The organism is Streptomyces longisporoflavus (assembly GCF_014649775.1).
Taxonomy (GTDB): domain Bacteria; phylum Actinomycetota; class Actinomycetes; order Streptomycetales; family Streptomycetaceae; genus Streptomyces; species Streptomyces longisporoflavus.
Genome location: NZ_BMTR01000001.1, coordinates 551411 through 568903, shown reverse-complemented (window position 1 = coordinate 568903; position 17493 = coordinate 551411). Strand labels below are relative to the sequence as shown.

At 70.5% G+C, this 17493-nt stretch carries 17 protein-coding genes; 8 read left to right on the top strand and 9 right to left on the bottom strand.

Features of this window, described 5'->3' with window-relative positions:
• The first annotated feature begins 111 nt into the window (after positions 1-111).
• Positions 112-1047 carry a class I SAM-dependent methyltransferase gene (locus tag IE226_RS02655; RefSeq protein WP_190079269.1) on the top strand — a complete coding sequence of 312 codons (936 nt, stop codon included), beginning with the start codon at positions 112-114 and terminating at the stop codon, positions 1045-1047.
• Positions 1048-1192: 145 nt separating this feature from the next.
• On the top strand, positions 1193-3289 hold the full coding sequence (gene ligA, locus IE226_RS02650) for an NAD-dependent DNA ligase LigA (RefSeq protein ID WP_190079268.1): 2097 nt from the start codon (positions 1193-1195) through the stop codon (positions 3287-3289).
• A 126-nt stretch (positions 3290-3415) separates the two neighbouring features.
• Here ligA and IE226_RS02645 read toward each other — a convergent pair whose 3' ends face one another.
• Both IE226_RS02645 and IE226_RS02640 read right to left on the bottom strand, forming a co-directional pair.
• Positions 3416-3940, bottom strand: a complete 525-nt coding sequence (locus tag IE226_RS02645) for a DUF1877 family protein (protein WP_190079267.1) — start codon at positions 3938-3940, stop codon at positions 3416-3418.
• A gap of 37 nt (positions 3941-3977) precedes the next feature.
• Positions 3978-4556 carry a TetR/AcrR family transcriptional regulator gene (locus IE226_RS02640; protein WP_190079266.1) on the bottom strand — a complete coding sequence of 193 codons (579 nt, stop codon included), beginning with the start codon at positions 4554-4556 and terminating at the stop codon, positions 3978-3980.
• On the opposite strand from IE226_RS02640, the gene IE226_RS02635 reads away from it, so the two are divergent.
• Positions 4465-5943 (top strand): MFS transporter, encoded by a 1479-nt coding sequence (locus IE226_RS02635; RefSeq protein WP_373306849.1) that lies wholly within the window; start codon positions 4465-4467, stop codon positions 5941-5943. The two genes, IE226_RS02640 and IE226_RS02635, sit on opposite strands and share 92 nt — an antisense overlap.
• A gap of 100 nt (positions 5944-6043) precedes the next feature.
• Positions 6044-7177, top strand: coding sequence for a universal stress protein (locus IE226_RS02630; RefSeq protein WP_190079264.1), 1134 nt, complete (start codon positions 6044-6046; stop codon positions 7175-7177).
• Here IE226_RS02630 and IE226_RS02625 read toward each other — a convergent pair.
• From IE226_RS02625 to IE226_RS02610, 4 genes are all read right to left on the bottom strand, one after another.
• Entirely contained in the window at positions 7110-7442 is a 333-nt protein-coding gene (locus IE226_RS02625) for a putative quinol monooxygenase (RefSeq protein ID WP_190079263.1), read from the bottom strand. The two genes, IE226_RS02630 and IE226_RS02625, sit on opposite strands and share 68 nt — an antisense overlap.
• A gap of 472 nt (positions 7443-7914) precedes the next feature.
• Positions 7915-8235, bottom strand: a complete 321-nt coding sequence (locus IE226_RS02620; RefSeq protein ID WP_190079262.1) for an L-rhamnose mutarotase — start codon at positions 8233-8235, stop codon at positions 7915-7917.
• Between the two features lie 201 nt (positions 8236-8436).
• Entirely contained in the window at positions 8437-9024 is a 588-nt protein-coding gene (locus tag IE226_RS02615) for a GrpB family protein (RefSeq protein WP_190079261.1), read from the bottom strand.
• A 317-nt stretch (positions 9025-9341) separates the two neighbouring features.
• Positions 9342-9737, bottom strand: coding sequence for a RidA family protein (locus tag IE226_RS02610; protein ID WP_190079563.1), 396 nt, complete (start codon positions 9735-9737; stop codon positions 9342-9344).
• 136 nt (positions 9738-9873) lie between these two features.
• On the opposite strand from IE226_RS02610, the gene IE226_RS02605 reads away from it, so the two are divergent.
• On the top strand, positions 9874-10848 hold the full coding sequence (locus tag IE226_RS02605; RefSeq protein ID WP_190079260.1) for a helix-turn-helix transcriptional regulator: 975 nt from the start codon (positions 9874-9876) through the stop codon (positions 10846-10848).
• A 184-nt stretch (positions 10849-11032) separates the two neighbouring features.
• Complete coding sequence (locus IE226_RS02600) at positions 11033-11992, top strand: D-alanyl-D-alanine carboxypeptidase family protein (protein ID WP_190079259.1); 960 nt, start codon at positions 11033-11035, stop codon at positions 11990-11992.
• Positions 11993-12014: 22 nt separating this feature from the next.
• Here the strand turns inward: IE226_RS02600 and IE226_RS02595 are convergent, their stop codons facing one another.
• Both IE226_RS02595 and IE226_RS02590 read right to left on the bottom strand, forming a co-directional pair.
• A complete protein-coding gene (locus IE226_RS02595; protein WP_190079258.1) occupies positions 12015-13001 on the bottom strand; it encodes a phosphotransferase in 987 nt (328 codons plus the stop codon).
• Positions 13002-13157: 156 nt separating this feature from the next.
• Positions 13158-13394, bottom strand: coding sequence for a chaplin (locus IE226_RS02590; protein WP_190079257.1), 237 nt, complete (start codon positions 13392-13394; stop codon positions 13158-13160).
• Between the two features lie 506 nt (positions 13395-13900).
• Here IE226_RS02590 and IE226_RS02585 point away from each other — a divergent pair.
• Positions 13901-15181 (top strand): YeeE/YedE family protein, encoded by a 1281-nt coding sequence (locus IE226_RS02585; protein ID WP_190079256.1) that lies wholly within the window; start codon positions 13901-13903, stop codon positions 15179-15181.
• 144 nt (positions 15182-15325) lie between these two features.
• Here IE226_RS02585 and IE226_RS02580 read toward each other — a convergent pair whose 3' ends face one another.
• Positions 15326-15844, bottom strand: coding sequence for an SH3 domain-containing protein (locus IE226_RS02580; RefSeq protein ID WP_190079255.1), 519 nt, complete (start codon positions 15842-15844; stop codon positions 15326-15328).
• Between the two features lie 590 nt (positions 15845-16434).
• On the opposite strand from IE226_RS02580, the gene IE226_RS02575 reads away from it, so the two are divergent.
• On the top strand, positions 16435-17403 hold the full coding sequence (locus IE226_RS02575; protein WP_190079254.1) for a bile acid:sodium symporter family protein: 969 nt from the start codon (positions 16435-16437) through the stop codon (positions 17401-17403).
• Positions 17404-17493: the final 90 nt, after the last annotated feature.

Genomic DNA, 17493 nt, shown 5'->3' with positions numbered 1-17493 from the left:
CCCCCGGCGGATGGCCGGTGAGTTGCGCGTCCGGCAGCAAAGCCGCCCATCTTCTTGCACGCTCCGGGATTGATGGTGCCGCCCCGGATGGATCGACCTAGCGTCGCTGTCATGACCCACGCTCACTCACACACAGCCCACCACGGCACAGCCCACCACGGCGCAGGGCGCCATGGCGCAGGACATCTCTCGCCGCACGGATCGGACACGGACGTCTCATCGGACACCGACGTCGCACCGGCCTCCGACCTCCAGGCCGAGATCCTCGACCTGGACGCGGAGGTACTCGCCGAGCACATCGCGTCCATCACCGCTTGGCTGCCCCTGGAGGAGGAGCCGCGCCACATCGTGGACCTGGGATGCGGGACGGGCGCCGGCACCTTCGCTCTGCTCGCGCGCTACCCGCGGGCGCGGGTGACTGCCGTGGACGCGTCCGCCGACCACCTGCGCCGCCTGCGCGCGAGGGCGGCGGAACTCGGGGCGGCCGATCGGGTGCGTACGGTCCAAGCCGACCTCGACGCGGACTGGCCCGATCTCGGCCGGCCCGAGTTGGTGTGGGCGTCGGCATCGCTGCACCATCTCACCGACCCGGACCGCACCCTGCGCAAGGTCCGTGAACTGCTCGCCCCCGGCGGCCTGTTCGCGGTCGTCGAGCTGGCCGACTTCCCGCGCTTCCTGCCCGCCGGCGCCCCCGAGGAGCGCCCCGGCCTCGAAGACCGCTGTCACGCCGCCCTCGCCCACCACCACGCCGAACACGTATCGCACCGCGGAGCCGACTGGGGGCACAAGCTGGCGGCCACCGGCTTCACCGTCGAGGGCGAGCGCACGATCACCGTAAATATCGACGGCGCACACAACGAAGCGGTCGGCCGATACGCGCTCACCAGCCTCCAGCGCCTGCGGGCAAGCGCGGCCGACACCCTCAGCACCGAAGACCTCGACACCCTGGACCGTCTGCTCGATACCCACAGCCCGGACAGCATCCTGCACCGCGAGGACCTAGCGGTGCGCACGGAACGCAGCGTGTGGGCGGCACGACCGGTCTGACGCGGTCTGACGCGGTCTGACGCGGTCCGACGCGGGCACGTCGGCCGCCGTCCGCCGCACACAGGCGTGCACAGGCGTGTCCAGGCGTGCGCAGGAAGGCGGCAGGCAGGAGCGCCACGGCCGATTGTCAGTGCCACCGGGCACGATGGCGCACATGACAACTTCAGCTCCTGTGTTCGCCGATGCCGCCGCCTACGTACAGGCGGTCGAGGACGCCTCGAAAGCCGCTGCCGCCTACTACTCGGGCGGCACCTCGGCACTGGACGACGACTCCTACGACCGCCTGGTGCGGGCGATCGCCGCGTTCGAGGCCGAACACCCCGAACAGGTGCTGCCCGACTCGCCGACCGGGAAGGTCGCCGGCGGCGCCGTACAGGGCGATGTGCCCCATACGGCGGCCATGCTGAGCCTGGACAACGTGTTCACGCCGGAGGAGTTCACCACCTGGACCGCGTCCGTGGCCCGCCGGATCGGCCGGGAGGTGACGCGCTGGAACGTGCAGCCCAAGCTGGACGGTCTCGCCATCGCCGCCCGCTACACCGACGGACGCCTCACCCGGCTGGTCACCCGCGGAGACGGGACGGCCGGGGAGGACGTCTCGCACGCGATCGGCACCATCGAGGGCCTGCCCGGCCGGCTCACCGAGCCGGTCACACTGGAAGTGCGCGGCGAAGTCCTGATGACCAACGATCAGTTCGAGCATGCCAACACAGTGCGCACCGCACACGGCGGCGCTCCTTTCGCCAATCCGCGCAACGCCGCGGCCGGCACGCTGCGGGCCAAGGACCGCGCCTACACGGTGCCGATGACCTTCTTCGCCTACGGTCTGCTGCCGCTGCCCGACACCGCGGCCGACGCCGCCGAGCACCTGGCCACGCTGCCGCACGGCGACCTCCTGCAGTACGCCGCGGACCTCGGGGTGCGCACCCCGGCCGACACGCAAGTGCCCGGCGTCACCCTCGACGGCGTCGAGGACGTCCTGGCCCGGGTGGAGGAGATCGCCGCGGTGCGGGCCGAACTCCCCTTCGGGATCGACGGGATCGTCGTCAAGGCCGATCTGGCCGCCGACCAGCAAGCCGCCGGATCCGGCAGCCGGGCGCCGCGCTGGGCGATCGCCTTCAAGCTGCCCGCCGTCGAGAAGATCACCAAGCTGGTCGGGGTGGAGTGGAACGTCGGTCGCACCGGCATCATCGCCCCGCGCGCAGTCCTGGAACCCGTCGACATCGACGGCTCCACCGTCACCTACGCCACACTGCACAACCCGTCCGACATCACCCGGCGCGACCTGCGCCTTGGCGATCAGGTGATGGTCTACAAGGCGGGCGACATCATCCCCCGTATCGAAGCTCCCGTCGCCCACCTGCGGACCGGTGACGAACAGCCGATCGTCTTCCCCGAGGTGTGTCCCCAGTGCGGCTCCGCCATCGATGCGAGCGAGCAGCGCTGGCGTTGCGAACGCGGCCGGGACTGCCACTTGGTCGCCTCGCTTTCCTACGCCGCCGGCCGCGACCAGCTCGACATCGAGGGCCTGGGTGCCAGCCGCGTCGTCCAGCTAGTCGACGCCGGCCTGGTCGCCGACATCGCCGACCTGTTCGCCCTCACCCGCGACCAGCTCCTGGGCCTGGAGCGGATGGGCGAGACCAGTACCGACAACCTCCTGGCCGCGATCGAGGCGGCCAAGTCCCAGCCGCTGTCGCGGGTCCTGTGCGCGCTGGGCGTACGCGGAACGGGTCGCTCCATGTCGCGTCGCATCGCCCGGCATTTCGCCACCATGGACCACATCCGCTCCGCCGACGCGAACGCGATGCAGCAGGTCGGGGGCATCGGCACCGAGAAGGCCCCGGTCATCGTCGCCGAGCTGGCCGAACTCGCCCCGGTCATCGAGAAACTCATCGCGAGCGGGGTCAACATGTCCGAGCCCGGCGCCACGCCGCCCGCCCCGGACGATCAGGCGGACTCGGACGATGCGGCGGACGCCGGCCGGCAGGCGGGCCCGCTGGACGGCATGACCGTGGTCGTCACCGGCGCCATGACCGGCCCGCTGGAACAGCTCAGCCGCAACGAGATGAACGAACTGATCGAACGCGCCGGCGGCAAGTCGTCCTCCAGCGTCTCCAAGCGCACCAGCCTGGTCGTGGCGGGCGAGGGCGCCGGGTCCAAGCGCGCCAAGGCCGAGACTCTCGGCGTACGCCTGGCCACGCCGGACGAATTCGCCGAGCTGGTGTCCGCACTGCTCGCCTGACCCCCGGTGCCACCTGCTCGGCCTCGCGCAGCCCCGCCCCGAGTGGCCGCAGGGCCTCCCATACGGCCTTGACCGCTATCAGCCGCTCATCAGCTCCCCCGCGGTGCGAGTCGTGGGACGTATTCCTCAATCCCACCACAGCACGACGAGCAGGCCGCGTTGCGCTGCTCCCCGGTAGAAGACACGCAGGGCCTCGAAGTGGGGGCGCAGGTACGCCCTCGGGCCGCCGATGATCTCCGAGGCCCCGTGTCCGATCAGGCGCGCGGCTTTCCTCTCGTTCCGCGGCAGGCCGGCGAGGATCGCGGGGAAGTCGATCTGATCGAGCAGGTCCGCGACGCGGGCGACTCGCGCCTCGCTCAGGGCGGTAGGAGTTGCGTCGAAGGGTGCGATGTCGTGGGGCGGGATGCCGAGGAAGGCGAGGTCGATCGCGGCGTCCCCGTCGGTGGCCTGCCGGAGGGCCCGCGTGTAAGCCTCGTCGAGATCCGCCAACTCGCAGACGCGCCTCAAGAGGTTCGGCGCCCAGTCGAGATCCAGCGTGTCCGCTTCCGGCGGGTCCCAGCCGTGGTCCCCGTCCGGGGAGGCGCCGGCTGATTGCCGACAGGCGGCGAGGTATTCCGCCGGGACTCGGGCGAGCTGCTGGGTTACGGCCATGACAGCAGTATCCCGACCGCGTCCAGCGGTTATCGCGTCACCGGCTCGCACCGTCCGGCGGAGTACGCGGCGCCGCGACCGCGCGGACGACGGCCGCCACGTCCGCTCGCTCGGTGGGCCGTGAGTCGACGGAGTTGTGGATGGAGAAGCCCTCCACCAGGGCGTCGAGCGCTCGCGCCGTCAGGGGGTCGAAGTGCCGGGCCAGGGACTGACGGCTGGCCTGCATCCAGGAGCGAAGGACCTCGGTCAGTTCCGGATGGCGGGCGGCGAACGCGTACAGCTCGTAGCTGAGCAGCAGGTTGCGGTCGGTGCCCCAGACCTTGCCGCAGATGATCTCGACGACGGCTTCCTGTGCCTCCTCGGCGGTGCGCGCTGCCTCGAGGAGCGCGCCGTAGCGCACGGACACGGACTCGGCGAGGCGGGTGAACGCCTCGGTGAGCAGGTGCTGCATGTCGTCGAAGTAGTAGGTGAGGGAGCCGAGCGGCACCCCGGCGGCCGAGGCGATCTTGCGGAAGGTCACTTTGATGGCGCCGTGCTCGGCGATGACGTCGAGCGCCGCATCGAGGATGCGCTCGCGCCGCCGGGGGTCGTTGGGACCTCGGGTGCTGCCTGTCATCGCTGTCGTCTCTGCCTTCTGTTTCCCTCGGTCGAGTGTGTACATTTGTACATACCCTGGTGCCGTCGGCCTGTCGCCGACCCGAGCATTCTTCCGGATCCCGTGGAGCTTCCCCTTGATAGACCGCGCCGTGCGCAGACGCCGTCAGGCCCTCTATCTGTTCTTCTTCCTGCCGGGCATCTGCATGTCGTCGTGGGTCACGCGCACCCCTGACGTACGCGATCAACTCGACGCGTCCACCGGGCAGATGGGAATGATCCTCTTCGGACTGTCCGTCGGCTCCATGGGCGGCATCCTGTGTTCCGGGCGCCTCGTCTCGCGGTTCGGTACGCGGCCCGTGATCGGGATCGGCACCAGCCTGATCATCGCCAGCATGGTCGTCATCGGAGGCGGCAGTTCCGTGCCGTCCGCGCCGATGGTCACCGCGGGGCTGTGCCTGTTCGGCATGGGCATGGGCGCCTGCGAAGTGGCCGTCAACGTGGACGGCGCCGATGTGGAACGTCTTACCGACACGACCGTCATGCCCACCCTGCACGGCTGTTTCAGCCTCGCCACCGTCGTCGGCGGACTGGTCGGCATGGCCGCCACCGCCACCGAGTTCCCCGTCATCTGGCATCTGATCATCGTCACCGTGGTCGCCACGGGAATCCTGGTATACGCCCTGCGCGCCATCCCGGCCGGCACCGGTGCCAACGACACTTCCCCCGCCTCGGACAGTGCGGGTCACACCCGGCCCCGCGTATGGACGGACCGCAGGCTTCTGCTGATCGGCGGCATCGTCCTGGCCATGGCCCTGGCCGAAGGCGCCGCCAACGACTGGCTCCCGCTCCTCATGGTGGATGGCCACGGCCTCGACGCCGCACTCGGCTCGCTCGTCTTCGTGGGGTTCGCCGCCGCGATGACCCTGGGGCGCTTCAGCGGCACGTTCTTCCTCAACCGCTTCGGGCGGGCAACCGTCCTGCGCGCCAGCGCGATCTCCGGTGCCGCCGGCCTCGTACTGGTCATCTTCTCCGACAGCGCCGCCGTGGCCGCGGCGGCCGTCCTGTTCTGGGGACTCGGCGCATCGCTGGGGTTTCCGGTCGCTCTGTCCGCGGCGGGCGACTCGGGCCCCGACCAGACCGCGCGGGTGAGCCTGGTGGCCACCATCGGCTATGTCGCCTTCCTGGTGGGCCCGCCGTCCCTCGGGTTCCTGGGCGACCACTACGGGCTGCGGTCCGCGATGGTGGTGGTCCTCGTGTTCGTCGCCGCCGCCATCGCCCTCGCTCCGGCCGCGGGCAGCCGCTCCCCCGCCGTGGCGCACGGCGGCTCCCCGCAAGAGACCCCGCCCGGCAACGCGGACGCAGCCACTTCCACGTCCCTCCGGTCCTCCGCACCCGACGAGCGCTGACCGAGAACTCACCTGGCCGGGCCCGGTAGTCAGCCCTACGTTGAGCAGTGACCCGGCTATGGACGTACGGCATTGCGGCCGGAACCGTACGGAGGTGACGATGACAGCACCGGCGCGTACGGCGGTCGTGGTCGCCGTCACTGACGATCCGTCCTCCGGCAGGGCCCTGGCCTGGGGCGCCGACTACGCACACCGGCGCCGTCTGCCGCTCCGTCTGGTCCTGGTCCGGGGACTGCTGTCCGGCCGGCGCACGCGTGGGCCCGCACGTCGTGGCGGCGACCGGCGCGACCGCGTCCAACGCGCCGCCGCGCAACCGGTTCTGTCCGAGGCGGTCGCCTTCGCGCGGCACCGTCACCCGCGCCTGGAAGTCTCCGCACTGATCGTCGAGGACGCTCCGGTGCCGGCCCTGCGCGAGCAAGCGCGCACGGCCGCAGCCATGGTTCTCGCCCGGGGTCGGCCGAGAGGGCCGGGTCGGTGGTTCGCCACCGCCTCAGCCGCGCTGCAGGTCATCGCGCACGCCCCCTGCCCGGTGGTGATCGCCGGTCCTCGCGAGTTCACCGGCCGCCGGCCGCCCTTCTTCGTCGTGGGCGTCGATGTCGGCTGGGACGGCCGCCGACACTGCCCAGCCGCCGTCAGCCATGCCTTCGAGCAAGCCGCCCGGCACGGTGCGACGCTGCGGGTGGTGTACGTGTGGCACTCCCCGCTCCTCGGCGTCCTGGACGAACAAGCAGCCGTCGGGGAGTGCCGCCGGCTGCTGTCGGACATGGTGGCGGGCTGGCGGGTCACCCACCCGACCGTAGATGTGCGGCACGCGGTGCTTCGCGGGTACCCGGCGCAGGTGCTCGCGCGGGAGTCCGCGGACGCGCTTGCCCTCGTCGTGGGCGTCCGGGGGCACGGTCGCGCGATGCGTCCGCTGCACGGCTCGGTCGTTTCCCGTGCCCTTCGCCACGCCCATTGCCCCGTTGTCGCCGTTCCGCCGTCGGCGGCCTGCGGCCACACACACGGGCGGCCGGTCGGCAGCCTCCTGCCCCGCTGGGCCCACAAAACCGTCGGGCGCCATACGGGCCTGCTCGCCCGTCTCGTCCGCGCTCAGCTGGGCAGAGCCGCGCGAGCAGGCCGCCACCGGCATACGGTGACGGCCTCCGCCCGTCCGGCGGACGTCGCCCTCAACCCCGCGGCGGAACCTCCATCTCCCCGAGAAGGGACCAGCCCTCCTGCGGGATCGTCGCGTTGACGATCTCCGGGGTCTGTACGAGGTGGGGCGGCAGGGTGCCGCGTGCCTTGGTGAAGTGCTCGGAGGTGACGTGCGCCGAGCCCGCCTCGTCATCGCGGAAGGCTTCTACCAGTACGTATTCCGTGGGGTCCTCGACACTGCGGGACCAGTCGAACCAGAGGCATCCCGGCTCGGCGCGGGTCGCCAGGGTGAACTCGCGGGTGATGTCCGGCCAGGCGTCGGCGTACTCGGGCAGGACGCGGAACTTGGCGGTGATGAAGATCATGACTCTCCCTGGTGGGGTGTGGCGTGGCAACGACGAATGGGGGAGGCGGGAGCCGTCGGTCCTGCTCCCGCCCTGGTCGCGGCCTCGGTCCCCATGACATCACTTCGGAGAACGCGGCCGCGCACGCGGGGCCGGTCGGTGATGTGTGCAGGGCCCGATAGTCGCCCGCCCTCCGTAGCCGTCCGGCGGCGAGGGTGTGCGGCCGCAGCTGGCCGCGGGCGGCAAACACCGTCGGCTCGCACAGGGCGTCGCGGGAGCCGACGAGGTCTCCGATGACATTGATCTCGGCGGTGCTGATGTCTCGGGGCTGATGTCTCGGGGCTGATGTCTCGGGGCTGATGTCTCGATGGCGGGCACGTCGATGTTCTCGCCGCACCCCACCCCGTGACAGTCGCCCGCTCGCCGCGGCATGCGTACGCCGTCGCGCGTGGCGCCGCTCCCGTTCGTGAGGGCGAGAACCTCCTCGACCTGGCTACGCGAGGTGGAAGACCTCGGTGAGCGGTCGCATCGATTCGTCGGGGCCGCGCCCGTCCAGATCCTCGAAGAAACCCGCCATCTCCGCCTGCCAGCGGGCGTTGACCTCGGTGCGCGCCATGGCCTCCTGCGCGGCGGCGAAGTCGGGGGTTTCCAAGTACCCGACCAGCAGCCCGTCCTCTCGCAGGAACAGCGAGTAGTTGTGCCACCCGGCGGCGGAGAGCGCTTCGCGCATCTCCGTCCAGACGTGTTCGTGACGCTCCCGGTACTCCACCAGCCGGTCCTGACGGACCTTCAGCAGGAAACAGACCCGTTGCACGAGCGGAGGCCCCTCTCAGCCGGCGCGCTCCGAGCAGCACGACAGAGCACGTCGCACTGAAAGGATTCATAACAGTGCGCCGCAAGCTACGACCACGTGGCGATGGCTGTCAATCCCCAGCCCTCTGCTCCCCTCGCCCACTGCGTGATGCGACCCGCCGCGTGAGTGGCCGTAAGTCGCCGTAAGCCGCCATGAGACGTTTCAACCAGCGCGTCGGCCGTTCTCGCCCGCCATCGCCCGCTCAAGGATCGCCGCGACGACCCGGGACTTGGCGTCGGCATAGTTCTGCATGTACTCCCAGGACTGCCCAGACAGCGACCGCTTGGCGTCGGCGTAGAGCTCGCGGTCACCGCTGTCCGTGCGCAGCCAGTCGCGGAAGCGCAGCATCCGCACGGCTTCTTCGCAGCCCTCGGGCAGAACATGCAGGTTGGCCGACTCGACGCTCGGGTCGAGGTCGTACTTGCGCAGCACGCGGTGTTCGTACCAGTCGGGCTCACGGATGACGAGGGTGAAGCCCAGAGGCTCCAGGGCCGGTACGTAACTCGCCTCGTCGCCGGAGTCGGAGACGGTCAGGAGTATGTCGATGACCGGCTTGGCCGGGAGGGCCGGCACGGACGTGGAACCGACATGCTCGATGCGGTGGTCGACGTGGCCGAGGCGCTCACGCATCCGGGCGGCCTCTCGCTCGAAGACCCCGGGCCACCGCGGGTCGTACTCCCGCAGCGTGACCGGGCCGTTGAGCTTGGGCGGCGCGACCACGTGGGCTGCCTCGATCTCCTCGGCGGTCATGGGGATGGACGAGACTTCCCCCTCGGGCCGCTCAGACCGCTCGGACCGCTCAGGCCGCACGGACTGTTCGGATTGTTCGGGCCGTTCGGACTGTTCGGTCACAAGAGCTCCCGTCTGCACTCGGACGCCATGCGGCCCGGCCCTTCGGCGCTGCAATCGCCCGGCGCGCCGACCGGCCCGCTCGGCGCCCCCATCGGTACAGCACATCCAACCATCGCGGTCAGCGGCCCGACGGACCTATGTGGTCAGGACATGAGCGGTCCTCGTCCTCGCGCGCACCGAGGGCGGACTCTCGCCCGCGCGAGGACGAGGTCACGTCATGCGACAGCGGTCCCGTCGAGCTCGACCAGCTGGCCCGGAATCGCCAGTCGTGCCACCCCGAGCATCGTGGAGGTCGGTGCCACCCCGGCGGCAGCCAATCGCGCCGCCAGCACGCCGTAGTGCTGGAAGAGCAGGTCGACGTCGGTCGTGTAGACGTTGAGCCGTACGAGATCGGCGAGCGACATGCCGGCCTCGCCGAGTACGGCCTCCAGGTTGTCGACGCTCAGCGCCAGCTGCGCCCCCATGTCACCGTCATGCTGCGGCTTGCCGTCACCGTCCATCGCCGTCTGCCCCGAGATGTACAGGGTCCGCGTATGCCCGGAGACCACCTCACCCTGGTTGAATCCCAACTCCTTCGACCAGGTCACCGGGTTGACCGTCGTTCGCTCCACTGCCACATCAACTCCATTGGGTTTGCCGGGATTACGTACGTCCATCGGCCAGGTAGCCGTCATGCCTGACGTCGCCGCAACGAGCCTCCCAACAAATCACGACACCCTCGGTCATGTATTCCTCTAGGGTTTTCGCATGCGTGCCGACCGGCTGGTCTCACTGGTCCTCCTGCTGCGCCAGCGCGGTCGCCTGACCGCGGACACACTGGCCCGCGAGCTGGGGGTATCCACCCGCACCGTGCTGCGCGACATCGAAGCGCTGTCCGCATCGGGCGTCCCGGTCTACGCCGAACGCGGCAGGCACGGCGGGTTCGCGTTGTTGCCGGGCTTCCGGACCGAGCTGACCGGACTGAACCACGACGAGGCCCTCGCGTTGCTGACCGCCGGATCGGGTCGCGGCGAGCAGGTTTTCGGCCTCGGCTCGGCGCTCGCGGCGGCCATGCGGAAGGTGGTCGACGCGCTGCCCGAGAGCCACCGGGCCAGCGCGAGCGACGCGGCCCAGCGATTCCTGGTCGATCCGGAGAGCGACCTGCTCTCACGCCGACGGGCCACGGAGGACATACCCGGCGCCACGATGGTCGAGGTCAGGCGCGCGGTGCTCGCCGGGCACAAGCTGCGCATCCACTACGCGGCCACGGGCCGGCAACCGCAGTGGCGCACGGTGGACCCCATCGGCCTGGTCACCGTACGAGACCGGGCCTACTTGCTGGCCACCCGGGCCGGCGAGGACCGCACCTACCGGCTGTCGCGGGTGCTGGCCGCCGAGGAACTCCCCGAAACGGCGCAGCGCCCCAGCCGGGTCGACCTGGACCGGATCTGGCGGGAACGCTCCGCGCGGTTCCTCTCCGGCGGCGATCACCTCACCGTGCGGGTACGGATGAACCCGGTACGGCGGGAAGAGCTGCTGGCCACGGCGCTGGCCGTGCGCGCGCAGGAGCCTGAAGCCGACGGCTGGCTGCGGCTCGAGGTGACCTTCCAGGATTCCCGGCATGCCGAATGGGCGCTGTGGCAGCTCGGCACGGACGCGGAAGCCCTGTCCCCGCAGTCGCTGCGCACTTCCCTGCATGAGCGCGCCGTCCTGATCGCCGCCCGATACGCGGACTCGTCCTGAGACTGGCCCTGCCCGCCGGCCTCCTCGGATCTGTCACTTCTCTGCACCGCATCTTCATACGGGTGAGTCCTGTTACCCGGCTATGACATACCGATCTTGAATCGGCCGCGAACGGCAAAGTAGGTTCGCCATGCACCGAGTTTCTGACACAAGCCGGCGTTCCGGCGCCGGGAGGAGATGCCACATGGGTTCCCACGCCCGCCCCAACAGGCTGCACCGGACCGGAGCCCGGATCGCGACCGTCGCGCTCGTCGGAGCCGTCCTGCCGATCACCGCCGGCGGCCTCGCCCAGGCGGCCACTCCCCATGCCACACACGCCGCCGACGAGAGTCAGGACGCGCCGGACACCGGATCGCGGGACGCCCCCAGCGTCAAGGCCGACCACGCCTTTCTCCTGGACGCCCGCGACGGCAGCCAGGAGCGGGAGTTGTGGGCCGGGCCCAAGGCCGACGAGAGCATCTCGATGGCCAGCACAACAAAGATCATGACCGCTTTGGTGGTGCTCAAGCACCCGGAGTGGCTGGACCGGCAGATCACGGTGAAGCAGGAGTACCGCGATTACGTGACGGAAACCGGCTCCAGCACGGCCGACCTTCAGCTCGGCGACAAGCTGACCGTCAAGCAGTTGCTGCACGCCATGCTGATCCCGTCAGGGGCGGACGCCGCGATGGCCCTGGCCGACCACTTCGGCACCGGGGACACCACGGAGGCGCGGATCGCCGACTTCGAGAGCCAGATGAACGCCGAAGCGCGGCAACTTGGCATGACCGGCACGCACTTCGACTCCTTCGACGGCATCTCGCAGGGCGACAACCGCAGCACGGCTCGCGACATGGCCAAGCTCGGCCAGCGCGCGATGCTGCAGCCGGTGTTCGCCGACATCGTGAAGAACAAGCAGTACAAGACCGAGGCCCCGGCGGCCAACGGACGCACCCGGTACTACACCTGGGACAACACCAACGCGCTGCTGAGCACCTACGACGGCGCTCTGGGCATCAAGACCGGCAGCGGTGCCGAGGCCGGCTACTCCCTCGTCTTCGCCGCCGAGCGGGACAACCGCACCCTGGTCGGCGCGATCATCGGGACCGACAAGAGCCGCTTCGACGACGCCACCAAAATGCTCGACTGGGGCTTCGCCCACTGACCGGACAGCCCCACGTCCCCCGCTAACTCCACCGTGTCCGCCGACGCAACCAGCGGAGCGCCGCTTCGCCCTGAGCACCCTGGAACGCACGCAGTGTCGGCAGCCCGGGCGGCGCGGCCTGGACGGACTGGTGAAGGAAGAAGCCGGCCACAGCGACCAGGACCACGGTGACGTTCTCGGAAGGAGCACCTCGGGCGTCAAGGTGCTCGTCGAGAAGAGGAATCAGGTCCTGGCCGCCCTGCATGACCACACTCGGCCCCATGGCGATCACGTCGAACCGAGAAGCCCCGACTGCCGCCGCGGGCCAGTCGACGAAGATGACCCTGTCTTCGGTCAGCAGTACGTTGTCCGCCCGCAGATCTCCGTGGACCAGGCCCCTACCGGCTGCGGCGGCCCGCCAGCCGCCCTCCAGCTCGGCGAGCCGCCCGAGATTGCGGCGCGCCCAGGGGTCGAGCCAAGCCAGGTCGTCGGCATGCTCCTCGAACGCCGCAGCCAGACGCCCCCAGCCCTGAAACTTGTCGCCGAACCGCTCGGCGACCGTGGGCGCCTCGACCGGCGAGGGGTCCAGCAGCGCCGACATGTCCGCGGCTGCCGCGAGCACACGCAGGAGTTGGTCGGTCTGCCATGGCTGGGCCGGCATCTTCCCCGCCACGTCCTCGAAGGCCAACACCACCCAGCCCTCGAATTCCAGCGCCATCAGCAGCGGGGGCACAGGAGCGGTGGCGGGCAGAGCCGCCGTGATGTGCGCCTCGGCACGGTGCATGCCGGGAGAGTCGGGGTTCGGTTCGGGTCCCACAGCCTTCAGGAAGACCCGCCGGCCATCGGCAAGGCGCACCCGCGCGGCGACACCGGGCGAGAAGCCCGCGTGCTGGGACACGGCACTGCGCACCGGGGAGCCCAAGCGCGTCTCGACGAGGTTCCGCACCGCCACGGGAACGGCCCGCCACTCCATGCGCACGCCCGCAGCCGCGGGCGCTCCCGGGTTCGCTGCGGTAACACGTCGCCTCATGCCCACATGATCCGGGCGGCCTCCCCGCCGGAACAACGTGTTTTCCGCACGCCGCCCGCCCGGAACACCAACGCCGGGCACGCCGCCCATAAGGGAGAGCGGCGTGTCCGGCCCGACCACAGGGAACCGGCGCTCCCTACGATCCGATGCGCATGGTCACTTGTTGACGCAGAGGTTGTTCGACGCCGGGTTGAGCAGTCCGACGACGTCCACACTCAGGCCGCAGGCGTTGACCGGGACGTGTACGGGGACCTGGACAACGTTGCCGGACAGGACGCCGGGGGACTTGACGGCGCCGCCTTCCGCGCCGGAGTCGGCAGCGGCGGCACCGGCGCCGCCGAGAAGGGCGGTGGCGGCCAGAGCAGCGGCGGCAAAAGCAGTACGAACACGCATGGTTGTGCTCCTTCAGGTGGAGGCGAACACTCAACTCGTTCTCCGGCCGGTGACCGCCATAACACCCGTGCCCCGAAGGAACCAGCCGCATCACCCACCCGGGTCAGACGGACGTGGGCCAACCGGCCGAGACGGCGCTTGCTCGCGAAGCGCCGGCGGGCAAGCGGCCGGGCCGGGACCGGGGCGCCCGTCGGGCTTCGGCGCCTCGTACTACCAACCCGCTCAGCTCCGCCTCTCCACCGTCCCTCCGTCCCGCTGTCTCATACGAGCGTCCTCTATATGAGACGGCGCTACGGGATCTCCGCAGGGATGCCTATGGTGGTGCGCATGTCCGGACCTGCCAGTCAGCTCGCTCTCGCGCTCTTCGCGGCCACGCCGTGGAGCGTCGACGACGCGCTCTGTCGCCGCTGACGCCCAGCGCCGCGGCCTCTCGCCGCTGACGCCTCGCTCCGCGCTCACGCGAGCCACGCCTGTCCGACTCCCCCCTCCCGTTCCCGGAGACCCCCTTGACCACCGCTGCCGATGCCGGGGCGCCGCCCAGGACCGCCCTGCTCACCCCCGCCCCCACCTCCGCCCCCGTCCCTCCGGCCGAGGCCTCGCCGCCGGTCCGGCGGGTGCCGCTGGCGGTCGCCGGCGTCATCGGTGCCGGGCTCGCCGGCTACGTCTTCGCGGAGCACGGGGCCAAGCCGGGTGTCCTGCTGCTGCTCGGCCTCGGACTGGGTTTCGCGCTGTTCCACTCCCGTTTCGGTTTCACCTCCGCCTGGCGGCAGCTGGTGGCCGTCGGCAACGGCACAGGGCTGCGTGCCCACACCCTGCTCCTCGGCACCACCGCGACGCTCTTCGCCCTGGTCATCGGCACCGGCAGCGGCCTGTTCGGGTCGGTGCCGGCGCCCAGCGCCGGGCCGATCGGCGTGGCGCTGCTCGTCGGGGCCTTCCTCTTCGCCATCGGCATGCAGCTCGGCGGCGCCTGCGCCTCCGGCACCCTCTTCGCCGTCGGCTCCGGCCAGGGCACGATCGTGCTCACCCTCTTCGGCTTCATCACCGGCTCCACGCTCGCCGCCTGGCAGTTCGGCCTCTGGAACGACCTGCCCGCGCTCGACCCGTACGTGCTCTCCGACCACGTCGGCTGGTTCGGCTCCTGGGCAGTGACGATCGCGGTGCTCGCCGGGATCTGGTTCATCGCACGTGCGGTGCAGGCCCGCCGCAATCCCCCGCCGGTCGGCACCCCGCCATCCGCACGCGGCGTCCTGCGTCGTACGGTGCGGGGCTCCTGGCCGCTGGCCGTGGGCGCCGTGGTCCTTTCGCTGCTCGGTGCCGGGGTGCTGCTCGTCTCGGGCGGCGCGTGGGGCGTCACCAGCGCGTTCGCCCTGTGGGGCTCGAAGGTCGCGGGCGCACTCGGCGGCTCGCCGGAGACCTGGGCGTTCTGGCAACAGCCCGGCAACGCGGCTCAGTTGTCGGGGCCTGTCCTCGCCGACAAGAACAGTCTGACCGACATCGGCATCATGGTCGGCGCGGCCGTCGCCGCGGCCGCCGGCGGCGTGTGGCAGCTGCACCGCGGCATCCCTGCCCGCACCGCGCTCGCGGCCGTCATCGGCGGCATCCTGATGGGCGTCGGCGCGCGTCTCGCCGGCGGCTGCAACATCGGCGCCTACCTGGCGGGCATTGCTTCGGGCTCCCTGCACGGCTGGATCTGGGGCGCCGTAGCGATCCTCGGTACCTGGGCCGGCCTGCGCCTGCGTCCGCTGTTCGGCCTGGGCAACCCGAAGCCGACGGACAGCGTCTGCTGACCTCCGCCCCACATCGGCGTGGGGCCCCGTGTCCACGGACAGAGCACTCCGTGGGCGCGGGGCCCTTCACTGCTTCGGCCGCTCGACGCAACCGCGCGGCGGCCGGATGATGCGATTCTCACCCCGGGGCCAAGGCCCCTTCGGTCACCTGCAGTTGGGCACTACGCCAGCGGCCTTGACGTAGCGAGCGGTGACCCAGCCCTTGGGCATGGCGACCCGGTACCAGGTACGGTTGCCGGCCACCGGCTGACCGGCCTTCTTGCAGACCAGGTCGATGGTCTGGCGGTAGCGGACGGTCCCGGCGACCGGCGAGGCGGAGGTCGGCTGGCGACGTACGAAGAGGCCGACCTTCGAGGTGACGGTGCCCTTGACCACCTTCGACCTGTTCGGGGCCGGAACGGTCAGATTCGTCTTCGCCACCCACTTGCCGCAGCCGACGCCGCCCACCACGACCTGGTGGCTGCCGGGAGCGGCCTTCCCGCTCACCGCGGCCCGGCCCGTGTACATCAGGGGCTTGGTCTTCTTCGTCAGCGACACCGGCCTGGTGAAGGCGTCGGACTTCGCCTGGACCGAGCGACAGGTCTTGGGAGCGCCTACGACCTTCACCGTGACCACGGTCTTCTGCTTGACCGTGGACGGGGTGACCGTGACCCTCGGCTCCATCGTCGGGGCATCGGACGCCGATGCCGGCGCAACACCAGTGAACGCCACAGAGGCGAGAGCCACCACAGCACACCCGCTCACAGCACTACGAACCATTATTTCGTCTCTCCTTGGTGACGCGCCGGGCTTGTCGAGGGAGCCCGAACTTCTGCGCTGTGCCGGAAACATAGGACTGCCGCCGGGCATATGAAGCGATCCGCCACACGACACGCCCCTGATCACCAGAATGCAGGAGCTTGGACGCGTCGCTTCCGCCCGACCGCGAACATCACGACGCCGCCGGCGACAGGTGCCCGCGGAGCGCCGGCGACCACCGGTGCGACCACCGGTGCGTCCGCCTCCTTGTCGTACGCCTCGGCATGAACCGAGAATCAGGCCCACAGCTCGCGAGCCCGCCGGTTTCCGCCAAGGAGCCCTCCCGTGAACCTCGGACCGACACCGCCGGCCCACCGCCACGTGACGGGGACAGCCGGGGAAAGGCATGGGTCGCGAACGCGCGGCCTGCTTCGTCCCTCGCGCGCAGAACGCGGGCTGTACCGCCCTGGTGGATCTCCCGGAGCGGCCGCTCGTCCCCGCCTCCGGAGGTATCCATGGACTCGCCGGTGACCACGTACTTACTGCCCCTCGTCCTCGCCGTGATCATGTACGGTCTCGGACTCGGCCTCACCGTGGCCGACTTCCGCCGGGTCGCCGCCTACCCGAGGCCGACGGCCGTCGCCCTCTGCTGCCAGCTGGTGCTGCTGCCCGCCGCCTGCCTGGGCCTGGTCCTGGCCTTCGGCCTCGGCCCGGAACTCGCCGTCGGCATGATGCTGCTCGCGGCCTCCCCCGGCGGCACGATGGCCAACATCTTCAGTCACCTCTTCGGCGGCGACGTCGCCCTCAACATCACGCTGACCGCCATCAACTCCGTCATCGCCGTCGCCACCCTGCCCATCGTCGTGAACCTCTCCCTCGACCACTTCATGAGCGGTACGGACGAGGCGCTGGGTCTGCGCTTCGACAAGACACTGCAGGTCTTCCTCGTCGTCCTGGTACCGGTAGCGGCCGGGATGCTCACCCGCCACCGCTACCCGGGCTTCGCGGAACGCTCCACCCGCGCAGTCAAGGTGACGGCGGTGGCCGCGCTGGTCGTCATCATCATCGTCGCGGTCGTCGCGGAGCGGAACAACATCGCGGGCTACCTCGCCGACGTCGGCCTCGTCGTCGTCCTCTTCGCGGCGATCTCCCTCACCACGGGCTATGGGGCTACCCGTCTTGCGCGCGGCGATCACCGGCAGTCCGTCGCCACCTGCTTCGAGATCGGCATGCACAACACCACACTGGCGATGGCCATCGCGCTCAGTCCCTCGCTCCTTGACAGCACGCGCATGGCCATCCCGTCCGCGGTGTACGCGGTGGTGATGTTCGTGATGGCCCTTGCCGCCGGCTCCCTGCTGCGTCGCATGGCTCCGCCGGCCGGGTCAACTGGCTTCGGCACCAAGGAAGTTGACGCCCCCCGGCAACGGCCGAGCACCCCCGGACAGCGGAAGGCCGCGGAAGAGCCCGGCGATGCTGCCTGATGGACTGGTCTTGCGGCGAGTCGCCAGGCCGTCGCCCCGGAGATGTCGGCCTGAACGCAGAGCAAGGCCCGCTAACGACCATCGACTCAA